This window comes from Rhizorhabdus phycosphaerae (assembly GCF_011044255.1).
Classification (GTDB): Bacteria; Pseudomonadota; Alphaproteobacteria; order Sphingomonadales; family Sphingomonadaceae; genus Rhizorhabdus; species Rhizorhabdus phycosphaerae.
The window spans coordinates 457,539-476,808 of sequence record NZ_CP049107.1; the positions used below are offsets into that span (position 1 = coordinate 457,539).

The window sequence follows — 19,270 nt, forward strand, 5'->3', positions numbered from 1 at the left end:
TCAGGCATGGGCCAATGCTCCCTCAGGCGCTTTCGGCTTTTCATGCACGAAACGCCAGATGATGAACGCCGCGATCAGCTTGGTTACGCCAGGTACCACCGAATAGGCCATGATCGTGCCGGTAATCGCCTCGGCAGACTGCGCGATGCCCGCCCGTGCGGCGGTCGCGTCGAAGCCCCAGGCGGATAGCAGCGCACCCACAACCAGGGTTCCGCCGAAGGCGATCCCCGCCTTCTCGATCACCGACCAGATCGCCGAATAGGTGCCCGCACGATTTTCGTCATGCTCGTCGCGGGCGTGGGCGATGCAATCCGACAGGAGCGAGAGCACGATCGTACCCCAGCCGGCGTTGCACGCCGCCATCATGGCCGCCAACGCCCATGCCACCGGCATTGGAACGTCGGCCATCTGACCCCAGAGAAGCGTGATGAGGCCATGGCCGCTGGCCGCGATAACATAGGTCCGCTTCTTGCCGATTCGGCGCGCAACCATCACCCACAGCGGCGAACCCGCCATGACCGCCACCGCCATGATCGCCGACATCACGCCGATGTCGTGCAGCGGTTCCGGCCGCGCCATCGCATATTTCACGAAGAACGGGAATCCGGCGTAGGAAATCCCCGCCCCTACCGTCATCACCACCGCAGACAGGCACAATATCGCGAAGCGCCGATCGGCGAAGGCCCGTGGCAGGTCCTTCAGCGCGAACGCCTTGGCGCCACCGCGCGGTTCGCGAATGCGCGCCGCGAAACGCCACGCCACCAGCAGGCAGCTCATCGCAATCAGCCCGAGCACGACCATCGTGATCAGATGCCCCTGCCGGTCCATGCCAAGGGCATTGACGAGCATCGGCGCAAAGGAAGACGAAAGCAGGACGCCCAGCCCGGTGAAGCCGTGCTTCCAGCCCATCAGCTCGGTCCGTTCGACCGGATCGGAGGACATTTCCGTGAACTGGGCGAGATAGGGTACCGAGAAGGTCGAGTAGACCGCCATATAGGCACTGAAGGTCACGAAGACCCAAGCCACCTGGATAGCCAGCGCGGCGTCGGGCACGGCGAAAGGCCCAAGCATCGCGAAGGGCGCCGCCAGCCCGCCGATGAGCAGCCACCTGCGCCGGGGAAAGCGCGTGGCCATGCGGTCTGAGGCGACGCCGATCCACAGATCGAATATGACGCCGAAGACCACCTTCGGCACGAATATCGAGGCGCCGGCGATAGCAGGCGGAATGCCCATCACATTCGTCAGATAGAAGAGCAGCAGAAGAGAAGGCGCATCGCGGAACAACTGCCCCGCCACCTGCCCCAACGCGAAGCCGGCCTTGACCGGCTTGGTCAAGCCCGATGCGCCATGTGATTGATCTGTAAAAGACATTCGGACGATCTCCCCATCCGTCGAGGCCCCTGCGGGTCGGGCATCCGCAAGATCTCGCCCGGATCGGGAGCCAAGTTGCCGCGCAATGGCCGCCGCCGCTCGGGCCATAGCAGAATCTCCGATTGGCGGATACTCACAAGTCTGATCGTTGTGAATGGAGGGGATCGGATCAAGCCTCATAATCCGAAAGCAGGCTCGCCGAATTTCCGGCTTACTCGCAGCTGGACGGCCCATAAACTGCTTCAAACACTGAAACAGCCGGGATTTTCCGGAAGATATTCTTGCGACTTCGAAATAATTCGGCGTCGGATAGGGGGCAGAACATGAAACGCTACGTCAAGTCCACTTCGCTCACCATGTTGTCGATTGCCTTGGCAGGCACCGCGATTGTTGCGCCGCCGCCTGCGTTCGCGGCAGAGGCCGAAGCGCAGGCGGCGGCGGACGATAGCGGTTTCGGCGTGATCGTCGTAACGGCCCGCAAGCGCGAAGAAAGCCTGCTCGACACGCCGATCGCGATCTCGGCGCTGACCAGCAAGGACATCGAGCAGCGCGGCATCACCAGCGTCAACGACGTCGTGCTCAACACGCCCGGCATCAACGTATCCAACACCAATTCCGGCCGCAACGACCGGTCTTTCCAGCAGATCTCGCTGCGCGGCATGACGCCGTCGACCACGACCTCGACGCTGACCGCCAGCTTCATCGACGGCGTGCCGGTCGCCTCTGCCACCGCGCTCAATGCGGTGATCGATCCGGCCCGGATCGAACTGCTGAAAGGGCCGCAGAACGCCTATTTCGGTCGCAATGCTTTTGCCGGCGCGATCAACGTCGTGACGAAGTCGCCGGGCAAGGAGTTCGGCGGCTCGATCACGGCGATGGGCGGCACCCGCAGCAACTACGACGTTTCGGTCGCGCTCGAAGGGCAGGTCGTGCCGGATATCCTCAGCTTCCGTATTACCGGACGCAGCTTCTCGAAGGACGGCTCCTACAAGAACGCCGCCAATCCGAACGAGACGCTCGGCGATCAGAAGACCCGCACCGGAACGCTACAGATCGAGCTTACGCCGTCGGACTCGCTCAAGATCAAGGCCATGGGCCTCTATTCCGAGGATGATGACGGTCCGTCGGCGCAGGGCATGCTGTCCGCTTACGAAATCCGCGCCAACAACGGCAGCGTCAACATTCCGGCCCGCAGTGGTAGCACCGCCGGCACGGTGATCGTACCGAGCCTCGCCAACTGCACGCTTAACGGCACCAATCCGTTCATCTGCGGCGCCCTCCCCTCGCTGCCAGCTGGCTTCAGCCCCGCGCAGAACACGGTCGAAGACGCTCTGCTCGCCCGCATTCTCGCCAATCCCACGCAGCGCGTCACGAACCCGAAAAAGGGCACCCGCGGCTACGGCCTCGTCCGCGAATATTACCATCTTCACCTGAACGTCGATTATGAGCTCGGCGATACCGGTGTCACCCTGTCGTCGCTGACGGGCTACAATAACGAGCTCTATTCGCAGATGGCCGACCTCGACAATTACGACAGCTCGCTGCTTCGTAATCCTGTCGCGACGGCAGCCAACGGCCTGCGAACCTTCTGGACCTTCCCCTTCCTCGTCGAGCGCAAGAACAAGGACTTTTCGCAGGAAGTTCGCGCATCCTATGACAAAGGTGGTGCGATCAAGGCGATGCTCGGCGCCAGCTATCTCGACACCAAGTCAGCAGGCGCGCTGCTGAGCGTGTTCAACGAAGAGCAGTTCGCCGGGGCACGGTCGACCAGCACGCTCACGCCGCCGGGCCGCGCGGAAACCTGGGGCGTGTTCGGCAGCGTCAGCTATGATGTCACCGAAGCACTCAACATCAGCGCCGAAGGACGCTGGCAGCGCGACAAGGTCTATGCCTATGTCGGCGGCCGCCCGCTGACGATCGGCGCCGCCGCAGCCAGCACCTACGGCTTGCCCGCCGGCACGTTCGCGCCGCTGACCTCCTTCTTCAACAAGTCGTTCGACAACTTCATGCCGCGCGTCATCGTCAACTATGACGTCAACCCGGACGTCATGGTCTACGCGTCCTGGTCGAAGGCGGCGAACGTCACGCTAAGCTCGTTCAACACCTCGTTCCTGTCGGGAACGGCTGGCGAGTTCGCGGCAGCGGAGAGCATCGGCCTTGGGGTCGTGGTTCGCCCCGAGAAGCTCACCAACTATGAGCTTGGCCTCAAGGGCAAGTTCCTCGACGGGCGGCTCTACGTCACCGCCGCAGCCTATCTCGCCGACTGGACCGACCAGCATAACAACCGCTCGGTCATCTTCCTCGACACCACGGTTCCCAACGCCGTGCCCTCGATCGTCAGCGGCGTCGCGAACACCGGCAAGACGCGGGTCAAGGGCTTCGAACTCGACATCAATGCGGAACCGATTGACGGCGTCACCATCAACGCGTCGGGCGCCGTCAACGAGAGCTCGATCCGCTCCTTCGCCGATCCGTCGATCACCCGGCTGACCGGTGTGACGGGCGACGGCTTCAGGGGCAACCAGCTGCCGCTGACGTCGAAATATTCCGCCAATATCGGCGTGCAATATACGGGCAAGCTTGCAGAAGACATGGGCTGGTTCGTCCGCTCCGACCTTTCCTACAAGTCGCGGCAGTTCGTCGACGCAGCCAACATCACCTGGATCAAGAGCCGCACGCAGGTGAACAGCCGCATCGGTTTCAACAAAGGCAAGTTCGGGCTGGAGGCGTTCGTCACCAACCTGTTCAACAACAAGGACTATACCGCCGTCGCCCAGAACAACCTGCTGGAGCCGAGCTTTGCCCTGTCGGGTGCCGCCTTCGGCTATCTGAACGTGGGCCTGCCCGAGCTCCGTACGGTCGGGATCCGCGGAAGCTACAAGTTCTGATCCCTCCGACCATCGAGGTCGATACTCGGGGGCGGCGCCATCGGCGTCGCCCCTTTTCTTTTGGGTTGATTTCAGGTCAAGACGCCGATCCTGCCCGCACAGCGGACAAAGCCGCGAAGAGATGCGCTGCCACTCGAAGACCGGGCATCCTTCGAACCGACATATGACGTCCGCCTTCGCCTCGAAACCGCCCAACGCCCGCTTCATCCGGCGTGGCTATACCGCGTGCCGGTTTGGCCATATGCATTATCGCACCGCAGGACCGGACGATGAAAAGATCGCGCCGGGCATGCCTGCGCTCGTCATGCTGCACCAGAATCCGTCCTCAAGCTTCGAGTATGAGCCGCTGATCGCCGAACTCGCCACCGACCGCAGGATATTTGCCTTCGACACGCCCGGTTATGGCATGTCGGATGCTCCGCCTGCGCCGCCGGGCATGGCGGGTTATGCGGAGGCATTCTCGGACGCGCTGGATTCGTTGGGGCTGGACAATGTGGATCTTTACGGTTTCCACACCGGCACGCTGCTGGCAGCCGAACTCGCCATTCTTCGCCCCGACAGGGTGCGCAGCGCGGTGATGACAGGTATCCCGATGTACGATGCGCCCACCCGCGCAAGGAAGCTGGCCGAGACCGAGGCGTTTCCGCCCCCGGACGAGGAAGGCAAGGTCGTTCTCGACCTGCTCCAGCGCCTGTGGACCTATGTCGTCGCGTCGCGCGACGGCCGGGTGCCGCTGGCGAAGGCCGTGCTGAACTTTGCCGACAAGGCTGCCGTGCTCGATCGTTTCACCTGGGCTTACAAGGGCGTGTGGGGATGGGACTTTGCCCGTCTCGCACAGGTCCCCTGCCCCGTCCTGGTCCTGCAACCCGCCGAGGATCTGCGTGCCGTCTCGCTAGAGGCGGCCCGGCTCCTTCCTTATGCGGTCGTGCGGGAACTGCCCGATCTCGACCGCGACATTTTCGATATCGCGCCGGAGATACTGGCCCATGAAATACGCTCTTTCCTCCACTGACGCCGTCCTGCCCCAGGCTGGGGTATCTCATTCGGTCCTCCATCCGGACTGGATCGCATCTCAAGTCCGTACCCGCTATGCGGTGGTGGGCGAGGTCAGCTGCTTCCTGCTCTATCGGGGCATGAACGACGTCTACCTCGTCCAGGACGCGCAGGCCAAATATGCGCTGCGCGTTTGGCGCAAGACTTACCGAGAACCCGACGATGTCGCTTATGAACTGGGCTTCCTCGACTATCTGCGCCGGCAGGGCTTCCCGGCTTCGGTCGCGGTGCCCCAGTTGGATGGTGCGCTCTATTTCAAGGTGGACAGCCCCGAAGGCGTCCGCGCGGTCGCGATGTACGACTGGGCGCCGGGTGTAAAGTTCGGCGAACGGCTTTCGACCGATACTGCGCACCGGATCGGCGCGGCATTCGCGCATATGCATCTGGCCGGATTTGACTGGGCCGGGGCAGAGCACAGGTTCAGCACGAAGACGGCCAAGGACTATAATATCTGCATGCCGGCGCTGATCGACTTCGTTTATGATCGACCCGACGATTTGCGCGATTATCCCGTCATCGCGGCCAATCTCGACCGACGGCTCGACGAATATGCGGCATCGGGCAAGATACCGCTCGGCGTGTGCCACCGCGATTTTCATCCGTCGAACGTCCACGTCACCGATGATGGTGCAATCACGCTTCTCGACTTCGACGCTGCGGGAGAGGATTTCCTCATGCAGGATGTGAAGAACTTCGTCTGGGGCAACCTCTTCTACGGTTTCGACCCGGCCTATGGCGACGCGTTTGAAGCGGGCTACCAGTCGGTTCGTCCGTTCACGGCGGAAGAAATTGCCGCAGGGGAAGTGTTTCTCATGGCCAAGGCGCTGCGCCTCGTCGCCGGTATGGCACACAGCTCGACCGCTGTCGGGCGCGGTACCCTGCGCTTCCGCAATCTCGACTGGCTCGGCGATTACATCAAGACCCGCGCCCGTGCGGCGGGCCTGTTGTGAACGCCGCCGCTGAGACCCGTTGGCCATCCCCCGCCCGCGCGTGGGGGATGGTCGGGCTGCTGTTCCTCGCGGGCGTTTTCTCGGTCATCGACCGCGGCGTGCTGGCGATCGTGGTCGACCCGGTACGACAGGACATCGGCATCGGCGACGAGCAGGTCGCCCTGCTTCAGGGGCTCGCTTTCGGGCTTTTCTATGCCGTCATGGGCATGCCGATGGGACTGCTCGCCGACCGGGTCTCGCGCAAGAGGCTGGTCGCGGCCGGCATCGCCCTCTGGAGCCTCGCCACGATCGGGAGCGGCCTGGCGCAGGGCTTCGGCTCGCTCTTCGCCGCGCGGCTGATGGTCGGTCTCGGTGAAGCGGCACTCGGTCCCTGCGCCATCTCGCTCATCGCCGATCTCTTCCCGCCCGACCGTCGCGGGCGACCGATCAGTCTCTATATGATGGGTCAGGGCCTCGCGAACGGGCTGGCCATCACGCTCACGGGTCTGGTCCTTACTCATGCCGCGCGAGGCGCTTTTGCAGGGTTCCCCGTGCTGGAGACACTCGCTCCGTGGCGCATCGCCTTCGTCCTGTTCGGCGCGGGCGGGATCGGGGTGGCGGCAGCGCTGGCGCTGCTGACCCGAGAACCCGAGCGAAAGGGCGCCGCAATCCCGGCATCGGCCAAAGGCATAGCGGGCGCTGCGGAACTGCGCTGGCTATGGGCCCATCGCGGGGTAACGCTACCGCTCTATCTCGGCTTCGCGATTTGCTTCACGGCCGCTTACGGCGCCGGTGCCTGGACACCGACATTGCTGCTGCGCGGCTACGGCGTCAGTCCGGCCTTCCTCGGCGCATGGCTGGGACCTTTCGCCATGGCCTTTTCGGCGACGGGTCCCCTGCTCGGCGGATGGCTGCTGGACCGAGCGGTGCGGCAGGGGCGCGACGGAGCCCGCTTCGTGATTCTCAGGTTCGCGCCTCTTTGCGCGATCCCCTCGGGCCTGGCGGTCCTCGCCGGAGATCCTCGCCTTGCGGCGATTCTCGTGGCGTCTTCCAACGCGATCTTCGCCTGCGTGGGAACGGTAATGTTCGCCACCCTGCAGACGCTGGTTCCCTCGAACATGCGCGGCAGTGCCATCTCGCTCACGCTCGTGTTGAACACCCTGCTGGGTGCGACGCTCGGCCCCCTGCTCGTGGCCACCATTACCGAGCGTGGGTTTGGCGATCCGGCCAAAGTCGGCTGGTCCATCGCCCTCGTGGTGATCCCCTGCGTGATCGCTGCCAGCGGCCTCTATGCTCTGGCGGAGAGAAATATGGGGCGCCGTCGGCCTGTCTAAGGAAATCGGGCGCTGCCGGGCCTGGCCCAGCGGCGCCCCCGGTAGTTAGGCCCTGGCGTCCCACAAGGGCTGCAGAACCGCTGCCGGAGCCTTCAAGACGTCCGGCCGTCGTGCGGCGGTAGCCTCGAGAAAGGCAGGCGGGAGCGATTCCATCGTCGCATTCTGACGGCCTATGCCGGTGGCGGTGAGATGGCCGGGGCGGTCGCCCATCTCCATCCATGGGCGCCACGAGCAGACATTGGTGAAGCTCACCTCGCTGGTCACGCGGGTCGCGCCGGGGCGGATGAGGTCGTGCCGTTTGGCGTGGAAGGTGTTGCTTTCGGAATAGCGGAAAGGCCGCTGCGCACCGGGGAAGCTCATCGCGGTGCGCGATCGTTCGGTCACCCAGACATCGTCGCCGCGGACGTCGAACGGCAATACATCGTGCTCCATCTGCAGGCCCGGAACCTCTCGCGCGATGTGAAAAGACAGATCCCTGCCGAAGCGGATTTTCGACGGCGGCAATCCCCCGGTCGGTACCTTGCAGTCTTTTCCGGTATAGGGGTTCTTCCAGAGGTCCAGAGCCTTGCCTGTTACAGGATCGGTGAACCAGGCCAGTTCGAAGTTGACCGCCTCATAGCCATCGGCGACCTGGCGGTAGCGAGAGAAGACCGCCGACACGACCGCAAACAGCGGATCCATGCGATCCTCGACCACGCCATAATAGCGCGCCGAGACCCAGCTGGTGATCAGTCCCTCGTCCAGCGCCCCGCGCATCATGATGAAGGTGCGCAACCGGCCTTCGGGGCTGGTGACGTCGAGCGGATTACCCGCCGCAAGCGCCGGCCTTCCGGCCATCAGCAGTGCCCCGGTTGCGCTCAGCCCGGTGAGCAGGTCGCGGCGGTCGATCATCTCATTGTCCCCCAGGCTTTGGTTCTACCGTGGCAGGCTGTTGTGACCGTGACAGACGAGCCAGCCTGACGGCCGGTCTATCCGACTTGCGGACAGGCGCCAAAGGCGCATCGCGCTGTGGCGGCTGCACCATAGGCTGCTGCCCATCACGGCCCGGCGAGGAGAACCCATGAAACGCCTGATCAAGCTTGTCGGTCTGCTCATCATCGCCATTGCGGCCGTGCTCGGTTCGATGCGGATGGGGCTGTGGAATCCGTCCTATGAGAATGTCAGGGCGACCCAGGCCACGGCGCCATCGACGTTCGAGAAGATCGGCACCGCTACGCTTCACATGCGCGACGAAGGTCCGCGCGACGGGCCTGCGGTGATCATGCTGCACAGCTCGATGACCAATCTGCGCGAGTGGGATGGCTGGGCCGATGCGCTGAAGGACAAATATCGGGTCATTCGGTTCGACTGGCCACCCTATGGGCTGTCGACGGATACGGCTCCCTCGACGGGCATGCCGGGAGTGGTGGCTCTGCTGGAGAAGGTCGTCGCGGCCAAGGGGCTCGAGCGCTTCGCGATAGTCGGCACGTCGAGCGGTGCGACGATTTCCACGCTCTATGCCGCCCGCCATCCCGAGCAGGTGACCGCGCTGGCGCTCTCCGCCCTCCCCCTGGAGGCGCCACCAACGACCGATTTCAGCCGGCTGATGTGGGCGATGATCTGGACGCACGAAACGCTCGTCCCGAATTATTATCCGCGCGCCTATTATCGCCAATCGCTTTCCGAACTGTACGGGCGGCCCGAGCGCCTGACCGATGAGACGGTCGACTGGTATTACCAGACCAACACGATCCCTGGCGGCTTCGCGCGGGTGAAGGAATATTGGGAGGCCAACAAGAAAGCCGTCTGGGCCAAGGGCGCTGCGGGCGATGCGGCGCAAGTCACCGCGCCGATCCTGCTGCAGTGGGGCGATCGCGATCCGGTGCTGCCCAAGGATCTCGCGACCAAGGCGGTCTCCCAGTTCGAGCGAGCGAAGGTCGATGTGATCCACTATCCCGACGTCGGCCATTATCCGATGCTCGAACTGCCCCGGGATACCGCGCGCGACTTGCGCACATGGCTCGACAGGACCGTGAAATGACGACATCCCCCGACATTTACGGGCAGTGGGCGCTGCATGGCACCACCCTCGCCCCCGACGGTTCCACGCTCTACGAATGGGACGCCGACATGGAGGTTGTCCATGGCGATACCGCACCGGGCGTGATCATGTCGACCAAGGGCGGCGCGAGCGGCGGGCGCAATTCACGATCGCTGAGTTTTGCGGAAAAGCTCGAGCGTCTGCCGGACGGCGCCTGGCGCCTGCGCTATGGCTATGAGGCGGACCCCGAGCATGAAGCGACCGCCTCGCACGAATTTTTCGGCCTGTCGCAACTGACGTTCGACGCCGATCTGATCCGCGCCGAGGGATCGTCCTGCAACTATAACGGTCGGTATGTGATCATGAAGCTGGCGGCGGAGCGGGTCTGATGCGACGACTATGGACCGCATTGGCGGCATTCAGCGCGCTGACGGCCCAAGCCCCGGTTCCCGATCGCCCTCCAAGTCCGACCGACGCCGAACTGAGGGCACGTTACGCTTTGCCCGCCTCCCGTTTCGTGGAGATCGACGGGGAGACAGTGCACTATGTCGTCGAGGGACGCGGACCGGCCATCCTGCTGCTGCATGGCTCCTTCGCCAGCCTGCGGCAATGGGATGCATGGGCGAAGCGCCTACGCGGGCGCTACACCGTCATCCGCTACGACCAGTCGCCCATGGGGCTATCCGGCCCGCATCCGGCGGCAGACTATTCGCTCGAGCACCGCTTTCGTGTCATCGACGCACTGGCCGAGATTGCCGGCGCGAAACGCTTCCTCATCGTCGGAACGTCGAGCGCCGGCGTTCCCACGGCGGCCTATGCGGCAGCGCACCCTGAACGCGTGGCAGGCGTCATCCTCAACAATATCGCCGTGGGTCCGGTGCAGTTCGACATGGCGGGCCTGCCGCAGACCCTCAAGGACGCCCTTGCGGATGATGCCCGCCACCCGGGCTACCATGTGCCCGAATATTGGCGACAGATATTGCTCCACAATGTGACGGATATGTCGGTGGTAACGCCGGCGCTGGCCGAGGAATGGACGCTGCTGAACAACCGCGTCCTTCAGCGTCCCGGTGCCGCCATGGCAGCAGCCCGGTCCACGCCGACGAGCCGGACACCGGACGATCTGCCCAGAATCACCGCCCCCACGCTGCTCCTTTGGTCGGCCGACGACCATGAAACACGGCTTGATCGCGAGGGGGCGAAGGCCTTTGAACTTGCCGCCGCGAAGGACAAGCATATGGTGGTGGTCGACCGCTGCGGCCACATGATGCCGCTCGACTGCCCGGTGCGCGCGCTCGACAAGGCCATGCCGTTCATCGAGCGCGTCGCCCGCGACTGACGGGTCAGGGCTTTTTGTAGCCGGGAACCTCGGGCGGCACGTCCCGCGCATATTTGCCGAACGTGTCCACCACGCCGGCGTCCGGTCCGTCGGTCGGGTCGTCGAGCAGATCGGGACGATCCTTCACGACGCGGTCGAGAACGGCGCGCGGGATGTCGTCATGCGAGCCGGTGATCTTGTAGGAGTGCATGCGACCGATCAGTACGCCGTCCACGCCGGACTGCCCCATCTTCATCCACGGCCACCACGGCCCCTGCCGCATGAAGCCCCCCTGATAGCGCGCGGACATCACCGAGCGGTCGTCGATCTCGGCGCGCGGTGTATAGAGAACGAAATGCTCGGACGGGTTGACGACTCGACCCGACGACGCCTTCGGCCAGCCCTCGGGAGTGACCGGGTTCACATATTCATGGGCATAGTCCCAGCCCAGAAGATATTGGTCGCCGATCACCTGCCAGGGCAGCCGGAAAGGCTCGGCGTCGCTGCCGCCTTGGGCATCGTTATTGACGGTCCTGCTGCCGTTGACCTCATAGACCTTGCGCGTGAGGCCCAGCGTCCCCCGGAACTTGTCGTTGAGGAAGGGCCAGGTTTCGACCCGCTCTCCGGTCCAGGGATTGTCCCAGACGTCGATGATCGCACCGCTGGCGAGGTCGGTGAAATAGCCGCATTCCTTGCCCATGACCTTCACGCTGCCATCGGGCAGGATCAGGTTGCGGATATTGGCGAAGCCCTGAAAGCCGAACAGCGGCTTGGCGCGCTTGCCCTTCACGACGGCATATTGGACGCCCTGATAGGCGCTGATGACGGGCTTGGGGCCGATCGTGCCCCACATCTTGGCGAAGCCATAAAGATTGTCGCGCGGATCCTGAATGTCGAGCGGACGGACCGGGCCGCCGCCCCTAGACGCGATCCCCGGCCCGGAGAGAACGGCAGCTCCTGCGGCAAATCCCATACCGCTGAGCAGGCCGCGTCGGGTCACGGCGCCGGTCATCGTGTCGATCAGCATGTCAGGCCACCAACTCCCTATCATGCTGCGCCACGGCAGCGCGGAAGGCCGGGATCAGGTCTCGGCCGATGCGTACGACATCCTCGACCGGATCGAAGCCGCGCAGGATGAAGGCGGACACGCCAGCCTTGTAATAATCCATCAGCGCATCGGTCAGTTGTTCGGGTGTGCCGACCAGCGCGCCCGAATTGCTCTGTCCCCCGCGCAGCTGGTTGATACCGTTCCAGAAGCATTTTTCCAGCCGGTCGCCCCGCGCCGCGATCGCCTCGGTTCTCCGGAAGCCGTCGGCCTTGGCAGCGGGTGCATTGACCGCCAGCTTCCCCATGTTCGCCGCCACCGCATCGCGGATCGCGTCGGCCCGCGCCCAGGCGGCTTCCTCGGTATCGGCCATGACGATGCGGATCGACATCAGGAAGCGCGGATCACGACCGTGGCGCGCGGCCTCGGCGCGGACCTTCGCCACCACCTCGGTCATACCCTCGACCGTGTCCGACAGGGTCGCGAAACAATCGCAGCATTCGCCCGCGACCGCGAGCGCAGCCGGGCTCATCCCACCAAAATAGACCGGGATTTCGGTGTCGGTCGGCTTGACCACGGCAAAGCCGTTGGTGAAGCGGAACCAGTCTCCCTCATGGCTGAACGGTGCCTGCTCGGTCCACATCCGCCGGAGCAGACCGATATATTCGCGGGCCCGGTCATAACGCTCGACCTTGCTCAGATAGTCGCCGTCGGCCTGCGTCTCCTCGTCGCTCGCCGCCGTGATGATATGGACGCCGACGCGGCCGGGCATCAGCCGGTCGAGCGTGGCGAGCATTCGAGCCGCCATGGTCGGCGGGATGAATCCGGGCCGGTGCGCCAGCATGACGCCCAGGCGCTTGGTCTGAGCGGCCACATAGCCGGCGATGGTGAAATTGTCGGGCATCGACGCCGCATTGGCGACCAATACCTTGTCATAGCCCCATTCGTCGTGGAGCCGCGCCATGCGGGCGATGCCTTCGGGATCGAAGGTTTCGAACGGCAGCGGATGGGTTTCGCTCGAAATATTGTGGTTGAGCAGGCCGTTAATCTCTACCGGCATGTTACTTTACCGCAGAACAGGCATACCAGGAGCCGAGCAGCGTCCGGCCGTTGGGGTCTCCTTCGGTGAAGAAGTCGGATCGTTCAGGCTTCAGGAAGAAGGTGCCCTTGCGATAGCCGGCAGCGACAGCATCTCGCTCGAACCCCGCCTTTTCGGCGACCTGCACCCAGTCGGTGCGCGCCAGCGAGGTCATGAAAGGTTCGTTGTTGTAATGGCTTTCGAAGTCGCAGCGCATCTGATCCCACAGCGACAGATGCTCGTGCCGGGGCGGCACGTCGACATGGCACATGACGCCACCTGGCCGGAGCAGGCGGAAGCATTCCTTCATGATCGCGCGCATGCCCTTGGCCGACGTCTCGTGCATCAGCGCGGACGAGGTGACGAGGTCGAACATGCCATCCTCGAAATCGGTGGCTTCGGCATTTTGCTGGCTGAAGTGGATGGCGACGCCCATCGCTTCGGCGCGGGCATGGCCATAGCGCAGCATCGGCGCGCCGACATCGATCGCATAGACCTCGGCGTCCGGGAAAGCCTGGGCGATGGCGACAGTGGAATGCCCGACCGAGCAGCCAAGATCGAGGATGCGGCGTGGTTTAAGATCCGGATAGAAATCATGGACGTGGCTGGCCAGCGTGTGGCCGCGCCCGTCATTCTTCCATCCGCCGTTGAGGTTACGCAGATAGGTCGAGGCGAAGCGATCGTACAGCGCACCGGCGCGGAAATCCTTGTCAGCCGTATCGACTGTATAGCTGCCCGGCATGCGGTGATGGTCGATCGCGGCAATGTAGCGCGGGATTTCCAGGTCGGGGTTCAGGCGCAGGCTGCCCTTGGGCGTCGCGACCTGTGCTTCGACCTTGGCGGCGAGTTCGTCGAACTGGCGATCGATCGCACCGTCGAGCACCTGCCAGATGCGATCCTGGTAGAACAGGGAGAGCGTCAGCCAGAGCTGGTGCAGGGGATGTGCCTCGAGCGCCTGGCGGACCTGCGCGCTTGCCTTCGGCGTGGCGCCGGTCTTCGCAGTAATCTGCGGCACGATCACTTCGTCGAGCAGACGACGGTCGAGCGGGTCGAGATTGCGGTTGGTCCACATGCGCATGGCGAGGAAGTGATCCTCCATCGCCTGCTCGTCATGGGTGGCCTGCGGCATCACCGCGTGGCCGAAGTGCTGATGGTTCATCTCGGACATGGGATCGTTCCTTTGAAGATCAGTCGGCGGCGACGCGGGCGACTTCGCCCTCATAGGCCTGTTGTTCGGCGAGCGCTTCCGGCAGCAGCCGGTCACGTGCGATGCCCAGCACACGGTCGTAGATCGCCTGTCGATAGGCGCCGCGATGTGCGCGCACCTCGGCGTCGGGCGAGAAAGCATCGATATCTGCGGGACCATGCAGCCCCGCCGCCTTCAGCAGCCGCTCATTGGCGTCGAGCCGGTCCTTCAGAACCACGACCTCGCCAAGCAGAGCCAGCACCATGCCGGCCAGCGCGTCGGTCGTCTGGTCGCCGAAGACGACAGGCTGGCTGCCCTTGGGAAAGACCTTGCGGTCGAGATTTACGCGTTCTGCCATCGGTCTACTCCGGAATGTCGAAACGGAAGACGTGGCCCGTGCGCGCCACGATGTCCTTCTTGTCGAGGTCGGGTCCGTGGGCCTCCTCGGTCACCGCGTCCTTGCCTTTCAGATCATAGCCCGTCTGGCTCGAAAGGATCACGACGAGGTCGGTCCCGTCTTCTACCGCAAAAGGAAACTCGTGCCACGTGCCGAGATGCAGCGAGAAGCCCGCGCTGCCGTCGAAAAGAAACGCGCGGACCTGGTCGAGTGCCGGCAACTCGCCTGCAGACGGCGGCGCCATCACCGCCACGAAAGGCTTTCCGGCCAGTGGAATGAACACCTGCGTATGCTGGAAATGCCGCTCCATGTAACGGACCTCGCCCGGACGGCGGTCCATGTGCGCGACGGTGATCTCCACCGGATGCTCGCAGGAGAAGCGCGCCGGATAGCTCATCTTCACCGCGCCCTTGTAGAAATCGACCGAGACCGGCGAAACATGAGGGACGCGGCCGATCACCTGCCCGAACGGTGCAAGCGCCTCGGGCGTTGCATGCTCGATAGTCAGCGTGATTGTCTCTGCTGCGGTCGTCATCATGATTCCTGCGGTAGCGATCGACGGCATGATGCGGCAGCCTCGGCGCTCCTCATCCCCGCAGGCACATCTGTTCGCAGACCGGATAGAATGCCGCGCCGGTTCCGCTGCCACGGGTCGCATGGCATGACGGCGGCGAAGGCACGAAGCGCGGGGCTCTAGGCAATGACCGATCTCATCGACTCTCTCAGGCAGGCGCTGGGCGCCGATGCGGTGGAGACCGGCGAAGAAAGGCTGCGCTATTTCGCCAATGACGTCTATCGCACGGGCGGACTGCCGCTCGCAGCCGTGCGGCCAACGACAGTCGAGGCGCTGCAACAGGCGGTCCGTCTCTGCGCCGCTGCGGGCGTGGCCATGATCCCGCGCGGCGGCGGCGCCTCCTATACCGACGGCTATATTCGCCCGGAGGGCGGCCATGTGCTGATCGACACCGGCGCGCTCGACGCCATTTCGATCGACGAACCCAACGCCATCGTGACTGTCGGCGCCGGCGTGACCTGGGCCAATCTCAAGGCGGCCCTCGAAACGAAGGGGCTGCGCACGCCCTTCTGGGGCCCCTTCTCCGGCCTTGCCGCCACCGTCGGTGGATCGATGAGCCAGAATACGCTCAGCCACGGCAGCACTGCTCACGGCATTTCCGCTCAGTCGGTCATCGGATTCGACGTCGTTCTCGCCAATGGCGACCTGTTGACGACCAACGCCTGCGACGCCATGCGCCATTACGGCCCCGATCTCACCGGCCTGTTTACCGGCGATTGCGGCGCGTTCGGGGTGAAAGCGCGGATCCGCCTGCCCTTGCTGCCGATCCTCCAGCATGCCGAGGCGGTCTCCTTCGCCTTCGACAGCTTCGCCGATTATCATGCCGGGGTGCGCAAGGCGCAGCTGGCTCGCCTCGACGACAGCCATTTCGGCCTCGACCTTGCACTGTCGCAGGGCCAGATCGCTCGGCAGGAAGGGATCAGCGCACGGCTGAAGATCGCCCTTCAGGTCATGCAGAAGGCGCCCGACAAGCTGAAGGGCGTTGCGACCCTGGTGAAGATGGCGCTGGCGGGCGAGAACCCCATGCGCGCCGGTCAATATATGTGTCACTTCATCGTCGAAGGCTTCGACGCGCAGGATGCCGCCCACAAGGCCGTCCAGCTCCGGCGCATCGTGAGCGCCCATGGTCGCGAGATCGCGAATACGGTGCCGACTTTCGTCCGGTCGGTGCCCTTTGCGCCACTGTTCAATATCCTCGGCCCCGGCGGTGAGCGCTGGGTGCCGATCCACGGTGTTCTGGCGCATGATCAGGCGGTTGCCTTCAACGATGCCTTCCACACCCTGCTGGCGGAGCGCAAGGCGGAGATGGACCGTCTCGGCGTCTGGACCGGCACGATGTTCTCTCCCGTCGGCCCATCGGGCTTCCTTTACGAGATCGCGCTCTACTGGCCTGATGCACGTACCGACTATCATCTGGCGACGCTGGGTGCAGACCATATCGCGAGCATCAAGGACTATCCGGCCAATGCCCAGGCCAAGGCCTATGCCGACGAGGTCAAGGAAACCATTGTCGCCCTGCTTCAACGCTTCGGGGCCGGGCATTTCCAGGTCGGCCGCGCCTATCCCTATCAGTCGCGCCTGTCAGAGCGGGCGAAAGCGCTACTGGGCGCCGTGAAGCGCGAGTTGGATCCGCAGGGGCTGATGAACCCCGGCGCGTTGGGGCTTTGAAGTCCCCGCTTCAGTCGGCCGGAGCGCGGTAGCGGCCGAGCGTCGCAATCATCCCGACCACGACGAGCAGGGTCGCCGCAGAGATCAGCAGGGCTGCGTCATAGCCACCCAGTGCATCATAGGCTTTGCCGAACAGCATCGGCCCCAGCCCAGCCCCCAGGCAGAACAGCCCCAGCACCCCGCCATAGGTCGCGCCATAGTTTCGCAGAGCAGCATAGCGGCCGGTAAAATAAGCGAGCATGTCGACCTCGGCGCCTGCGGCAAGCCCGAGCATCAGAGCCGCGACCAGCACCGGGCCTCCCGCCTGCAAGAGCAGTGCGGCGATCACCGGCGACAGAAGGAAGAGCGCGGCGACATAGGGCGCATGGAAGCGGTCGAACAGATAGCCGACGACCAGCCGTGCAACGAGGACGGCGACGCCGACGGCGGCCGCCATGCGCGCTGCATCGGCCTGCGCCATGCCACGATCGACCAGCATCGGCACGAGATGGACGATAAGACCGGCGACGATCAGTCCCAGCAGAAAGGCGATAGCGAGCAGCGTCAGCGTCTGACGGTTCGTCTCGAAACGTCCGCGCAGCCTTTCGCCAGCGGATGGACGGTCCGCCGTCCCGACGATCAGGCTGGCCGGTAGGCCGATCAGCAGCGTCGCACCTGCCATGACGAGTACCGCCGTTCGCCACCCTTGCTCGGCGAAGACCGGGCCCAACAGCGCGGGTGCCAGCATCGCCGCCGTGCCGGTGCCCATCAGCATCAGGCCGAGCGCCAGCCCCCGCGAATGATCGAAGCGCAGCGAGACGATCCGCGCCCAGATGGCCGGGGTGGTCCCTGCCCCCGCCAGCGACACGAGCAGCCACAGCGAATCCCACACGGCAATCGAATTGCCGACCCGCGACAGCGCGATCAGCGCCAGCGGCGTCGCCACGAAGCTGGCGATGGCGATCGGGCGTGCCCCCCAGCGGTCCGCCAACCATCCGACCAGCGGAGCGGACAGAAAAATGCCGAACTGCTGACTGGCTGCGGCACCTGAAACCTCCGCGCGGCTCCACCCGAACTCGGCCTGGAGAGGCTGCACGAACAGGCCAAGCGAATAGAAACCGATGCCCATGATGCCGACGCCGATGGCGAGGGCCGCGGCCAGGATGATCGGCCAGCCCTCGGCCAGTTCCCGTCGTCCTTCGATGGTCAGTCCATGCGCCATCGCGGCCATTCCCCCTGTGTGCATAAACGGAAAGGCCTCCGCGCGACACGGACGGTCGCGCGGAGGCCTGGTCGGATGGCAAGAGAGGGCGCCGCCCGATAGTCGATCACGCGGGCGCCTTCACCGGGAAGGGCGCGGGCGGCGCCGGCGGCTTCGGCGGGCTCCACCCGGCCGGCACGGGGGCAGGCTTCTGCTCGCGTGCGTAATTTTCGAGGCTCGACAGCGACGGACCGTAATCTTCGGTCGGCGAGTGCAGCCATTTCTCGTCCATCGCCCGTGCGGCAGCAACCAGATCGGCCGGCAGGTCCTTCTCGCCATTCTCGGCAGTCTGGAAGTGGGTGAAGTAGCTGATATGGCCTTCCGCCTGTCCCATCAGCATCCAGGGAAGCCACGGGGTGATCCGGCTCCAGGCGCCGATATGCGGAATATGCGTCAGATAAGGATTCTCGACGTCTTCCTTCTTCACCACATAGATGAAGTGTTCCGAGACGCGGTTCATGACGCCCGAACTCTCGCGTACCCATTTGTCGGGCTGCAGCGCATTGGGATATTGCATGTCGATCCCGGTGTGCAGGATCATCGTGCCGTTGGGACCATGTTCCCAATCCTGCAGGAAGGGGATCTTCTTCGGCTCGCTCTTCTGCAAGCCGCCATAGGACGGCGCTTCGGGCTGGAACTCGCTGATCGTGAAGTTGAACGGATCGTTGGCGATCGGTACCACCGTCACCCGTTCGTTGGTGTAGGGATTGTCCCACTCCTTCATGATCTCGCCGGTTTCCAGGTTCCGGTAGAACACGATCTCGCGCAGCATGCGGCGGTAGGAGCCGTCCTCGAGCCGCTTCACGCGGACGAAGCTGAAACCCTCGACTCCGAACAGCGGCCGGACCTTTTCGTTTGGACGAACGCCATAGGCCTTGCCTTTGATCCAGCCGCATTTCTCCTTGGTCGGATCGATGTCGGCATCGATCCGCGCATAGGTGTCGCGCGTCCATTTCGGATCCTTGAAGTCGATCTTCGTGATGAAGTCGATCTTCGGCTTGCCACCGGGCTTTGCACCCTTCGTCGCGGCGGCGCCCGCAGCGGCGGGCATGCCGACCATGCCGGCCATCAGGGCGGCCAGACCAAGGCTTTCGCGGCGTGAGAAATTATGATCGTCCATCGGCACCCATTCCTCGGGGTTGGGGGGAATCTCTATGGTCAAAGTCGCG

17 protein-coding genes are annotated in these 19,270 nt (G+C 64.2%); 8 read left to right on the forward strand and 9 right to left on the reverse strand.

What is annotated here, in order from left to right; genetic code table 11:
- Nucleotides 1–1,335, reverse strand: coding sequence for an MFS transporter (locus G6P88_RS02165; protein WP_165321625.1), 1,335 nt, complete (start codon nucleotides 1,333–1,335; stop codon nucleotides 1–3).
- Between the two features lie 359 nt (nucleotides 1,336–1,694).
- Here G6P88_RS02165 and G6P88_RS02170 point away from each other — a divergent pair, with 359 nt between their 5' ends.
- From G6P88_RS02170 to G6P88_RS02185, 4 genes are all read left to right on the forward strand, one after another.
- Nucleotides 1,695–4,259, forward strand: coding sequence for a TonB-dependent receptor (locus G6P88_RS02170; protein WP_165321626.1), 2,565 nt, complete (start codon nucleotides 1,695–1,697; stop codon nucleotides 4,257–4,259).
- A 163-nt stretch (nucleotides 4,260–4,422) separates the two neighbouring features.
- Nucleotides 4,423–5,271: an alpha/beta fold hydrolase gene (locus G6P88_RS02175; RefSeq protein WP_165321627.1), complete on the forward strand. Its 849-nt coding sequence runs from the start codon at nucleotides 4,423–4,425 to the stop codon at nucleotides 5,269–5,271.
- Nucleotides 5,246–6,262: a phosphotransferase enzyme family protein gene (locus G6P88_RS02180; RefSeq protein ID WP_165321628.1), complete on the forward strand. Its 1,017-nt coding sequence runs from the start codon at nucleotides 5,246–5,248 to the stop codon at nucleotides 6,260–6,262. Before G6P88_RS02175 ends, G6P88_RS02180 begins: the two co-directional genes overlap by 26 nt.
- Nucleotides 6,259–7,575 carry an MFS transporter gene (locus G6P88_RS02185; protein WP_226946690.1) on the forward strand — a complete coding sequence of 439 codons (1,317 nt, stop codon included), beginning with the start codon at nucleotides 6,259–6,261 and terminating at the stop codon, nucleotides 7,573–7,575. Before G6P88_RS02180 ends, G6P88_RS02185 begins: the two co-directional genes overlap by 4 nt.
- Nucleotides 7,576–7,620: 45 nt before the next feature.
- Here the strand turns inward: G6P88_RS02185 and G6P88_RS02190 are convergent, their stop codons facing one another.
- On the reverse strand, nucleotides 7,621–8,466 hold the full coding sequence (locus G6P88_RS02190) for a DUF1838 family protein (RefSeq protein WP_165321629.1): 846 nt from the start codon (nucleotides 8,464–8,466) through the stop codon (nucleotides 7,621–7,623).
- 169 nt (nucleotides 8,467–8,635) lie between these two features.
- Here G6P88_RS02190 and G6P88_RS02195 point away from each other — a divergent pair, with 169 nt between their 5' ends.
- The 3 genes from G6P88_RS02195 (at nucleotide 8,636) to G6P88_RS02205 (ending at nucleotide 10,934) form a co-directional block, all read left to right on the forward strand.
- Nucleotides 8,636–9,595: an alpha/beta fold hydrolase gene (locus G6P88_RS02195; protein WP_165321630.1), complete on the forward strand. Its 960-nt coding sequence runs from the start codon at nucleotides 8,636–8,638 to the stop codon at nucleotides 9,593–9,595.
- Nucleotides 9,592–9,984, forward strand: coding sequence for a Cap15 family cyclic dinucleotide receptor domain-containing protein (locus G6P88_RS02200; RefSeq protein ID WP_165321631.1), 393 nt, complete (start codon nucleotides 9,592–9,594; stop codon nucleotides 9,982–9,984). Before G6P88_RS02195 ends, G6P88_RS02200 begins: the two co-directional genes overlap by 4 nt.
- A 149-nt stretch (nucleotides 9,985–10,133) precedes the next feature.
- A complete protein-coding gene (locus tag G6P88_RS02205; RefSeq protein WP_226946691.1) occupies nucleotides 10,134–10,934 on the forward strand; it encodes an alpha/beta fold hydrolase in 801 nt (266 codons plus the stop codon).
- 4 nt (nucleotides 10,935–10,938) lie between these two features.
- Here G6P88_RS02205 and G6P88_RS02210 read toward each other — a convergent pair whose 3' ends face one another.
- The 5 genes from G6P88_RS02210 to G6P88_RS02230 are packed head-to-tail and all read right to left on the reverse strand — an operon-like array spanning nucleotide 10,939 to nucleotide 15,157.
- Nucleotides 10,939–11,940 (reverse strand): DUF1838 family protein, encoded by a 1,002-nt coding sequence (locus G6P88_RS02210; protein ID WP_165321633.1) that lies wholly within the window; start codon nucleotides 11,938–11,940, stop codon nucleotides 10,939–10,941.
- 1 nt (nucleotide 11,941) lies between these two features.
- On the reverse strand, nucleotides 11,942–13,018 hold the full coding sequence (locus G6P88_RS02215; RefSeq protein WP_165321634.1) for an LLM class flavin-dependent oxidoreductase: 1,077 nt from the start codon (nucleotides 13,016–13,018) through the stop codon (nucleotides 11,942–11,944).
- A 1-nt stretch (nucleotide 13,019) separates the two neighbouring features.
- Nucleotides 13,020–14,204 (reverse strand): class I SAM-dependent methyltransferase, encoded by a 1,185-nt coding sequence (locus G6P88_RS02220; protein ID WP_165321635.1) that lies wholly within the window; start codon nucleotides 14,202–14,204, stop codon nucleotides 13,020–13,022.
- A gap of 19 nt (nucleotides 14,205–14,223) precedes the next feature.
- Complete coding sequence (locus tag G6P88_RS02225; RefSeq protein ID WP_165321636.1) at nucleotides 14,224–14,580, reverse strand: hypothetical protein; 357 nt, start codon at nucleotides 14,578–14,580, stop codon at nucleotides 14,224–14,226.
- A 4-nt stretch (nucleotides 14,581–14,584) separates the two neighbouring features.
- Nucleotides 14,585–15,157, reverse strand: coding sequence for an ureidoglycolate lyase (locus tag G6P88_RS02230; protein WP_165321637.1), 573 nt, complete (start codon nucleotides 15,155–15,157; stop codon nucleotides 14,585–14,587).
- 162 nt (nucleotides 15,158–15,319) lie between these two features.
- Here G6P88_RS02230 and G6P88_RS02235 point away from each other — a divergent pair, with 162 nt between their 5' ends.
- Nucleotides 15,320–16,861: an FAD-binding oxidoreductase gene (locus G6P88_RS02235; RefSeq protein ID WP_165321638.1), complete on the forward strand. Its 1,542-nt coding sequence runs from the start codon at nucleotides 15,320–15,322 to the stop codon at nucleotides 16,859–16,861.
- Between the two features lie 10 nt (nucleotides 16,862–16,871).
- Here G6P88_RS02235 and G6P88_RS02240 read toward each other — a convergent pair whose 3' ends face one another.
- Both G6P88_RS02240 and G6P88_RS02245 read right to left on the reverse strand, forming a co-directional pair.
- Complete coding sequence (locus G6P88_RS02240) at nucleotides 16,872–18,062, reverse strand: MFS transporter (RefSeq protein WP_165321639.1); 1,191 nt, start codon at nucleotides 18,060–18,062, stop codon at nucleotides 16,872–16,874.
- Nucleotides 18,063–18,168: 106 nt separating this feature from the next.
- Nucleotides 18,169–19,263: a DUF1838 family protein gene (locus G6P88_RS02245; protein ID WP_226946692.1), complete on the reverse strand. Its 1,095-nt coding sequence runs from the start codon at nucleotides 19,261–19,263 to the stop codon at nucleotides 18,169–18,171.
- Nucleotides 19,264–19,270 lie beyond the last annotated feature (7 nt).

Bases quoted from the DNA above. Each gene is read 5' to 3' on its own strand.
- G6P88_RS02190 (WP_165321629.1), bottom strand. From the start codon at position 8,466: ATGATCGACCGCCGCGACCTGCTCACCGGGCTGAGCGCAACCGGGGCA.
- G6P88_RS02235 (WP_165321638.1), top strand. From the start codon at position 15,320: ATGACCGATCTCATCGACTCTCTCAGGCAGGCGCTGGGCGCCGATGCG.
- G6P88_RS02175 (WP_165321627.1), top strand. From the start codon at position 4,423: ATGACGTCCGCCTTCGCCTCGAAACCGCCCAACGCCCGCTTCATCCGG.
- G6P88_RS02210 (WP_165321633.1), bottom strand. From the start codon at position 11,940: ATGCTGATCGACACGATGACCGGCGCCGTGACCCGACGCGGCCTGCTC.
- G6P88_RS02170 (WP_165321626.1), top strand. From the start codon at position 1,695: ATGAAACGCTACGTCAAGTCCACTTCGCTCACCATGTTGTCGATTGCC.
- G6P88_RS02195 (WP_165321630.1), top strand. From the start codon at position 8,636: ATGAAACGCCTGATCAAGCTTGTCGGTCTGCTCATCATCGCCATTGCG.
- G6P88_RS02240 (WP_165321639.1), bottom strand. From the start codon at position 18,062: ATGGCGCATGGACTGACCATCGAAGGACGACGGGAACTGGCCGAGGGC.
- G6P88_RS02230 (WP_165321637.1), bottom strand. From the start codon at position 15,157: ATGATGACGACCGCAGCAGAGACAATCACGCTGACTATCGAGCATGCA.
- G6P88_RS02215 (WP_165321634.1), bottom strand. From the start codon at position 13,018: ATGCCGGTAGAGATTAACGGCCTGCTCAACCACAATATTTCGAGCGAA.
- G6P88_RS02180 (WP_165321628.1), top strand. From the start codon at position 5,246: ATGAAATACGCTCTTTCCTCCACTGACGCCGTCCTGCCCCAGGCTGGG.
- G6P88_RS02225 (WP_165321636.1), bottom strand. From the start codon at position 14,580: ATGGCAGAACGCGTAAATCTCGACCGCAAGGTCTTTCCCAAGGGCAGC.
- G6P88_RS02220 (WP_165321635.1), bottom strand. From the start codon at position 14,204: ATGTCCGAGATGAACCATCAGCACTTCGGCCACGCGGTGATGCCGCAG.
- G6P88_RS02200 (WP_165321631.1), top strand. From the start codon at position 9,592: ATGACGACATCCCCCGACATTTACGGGCAGTGGGCGCTGCATGGCACC.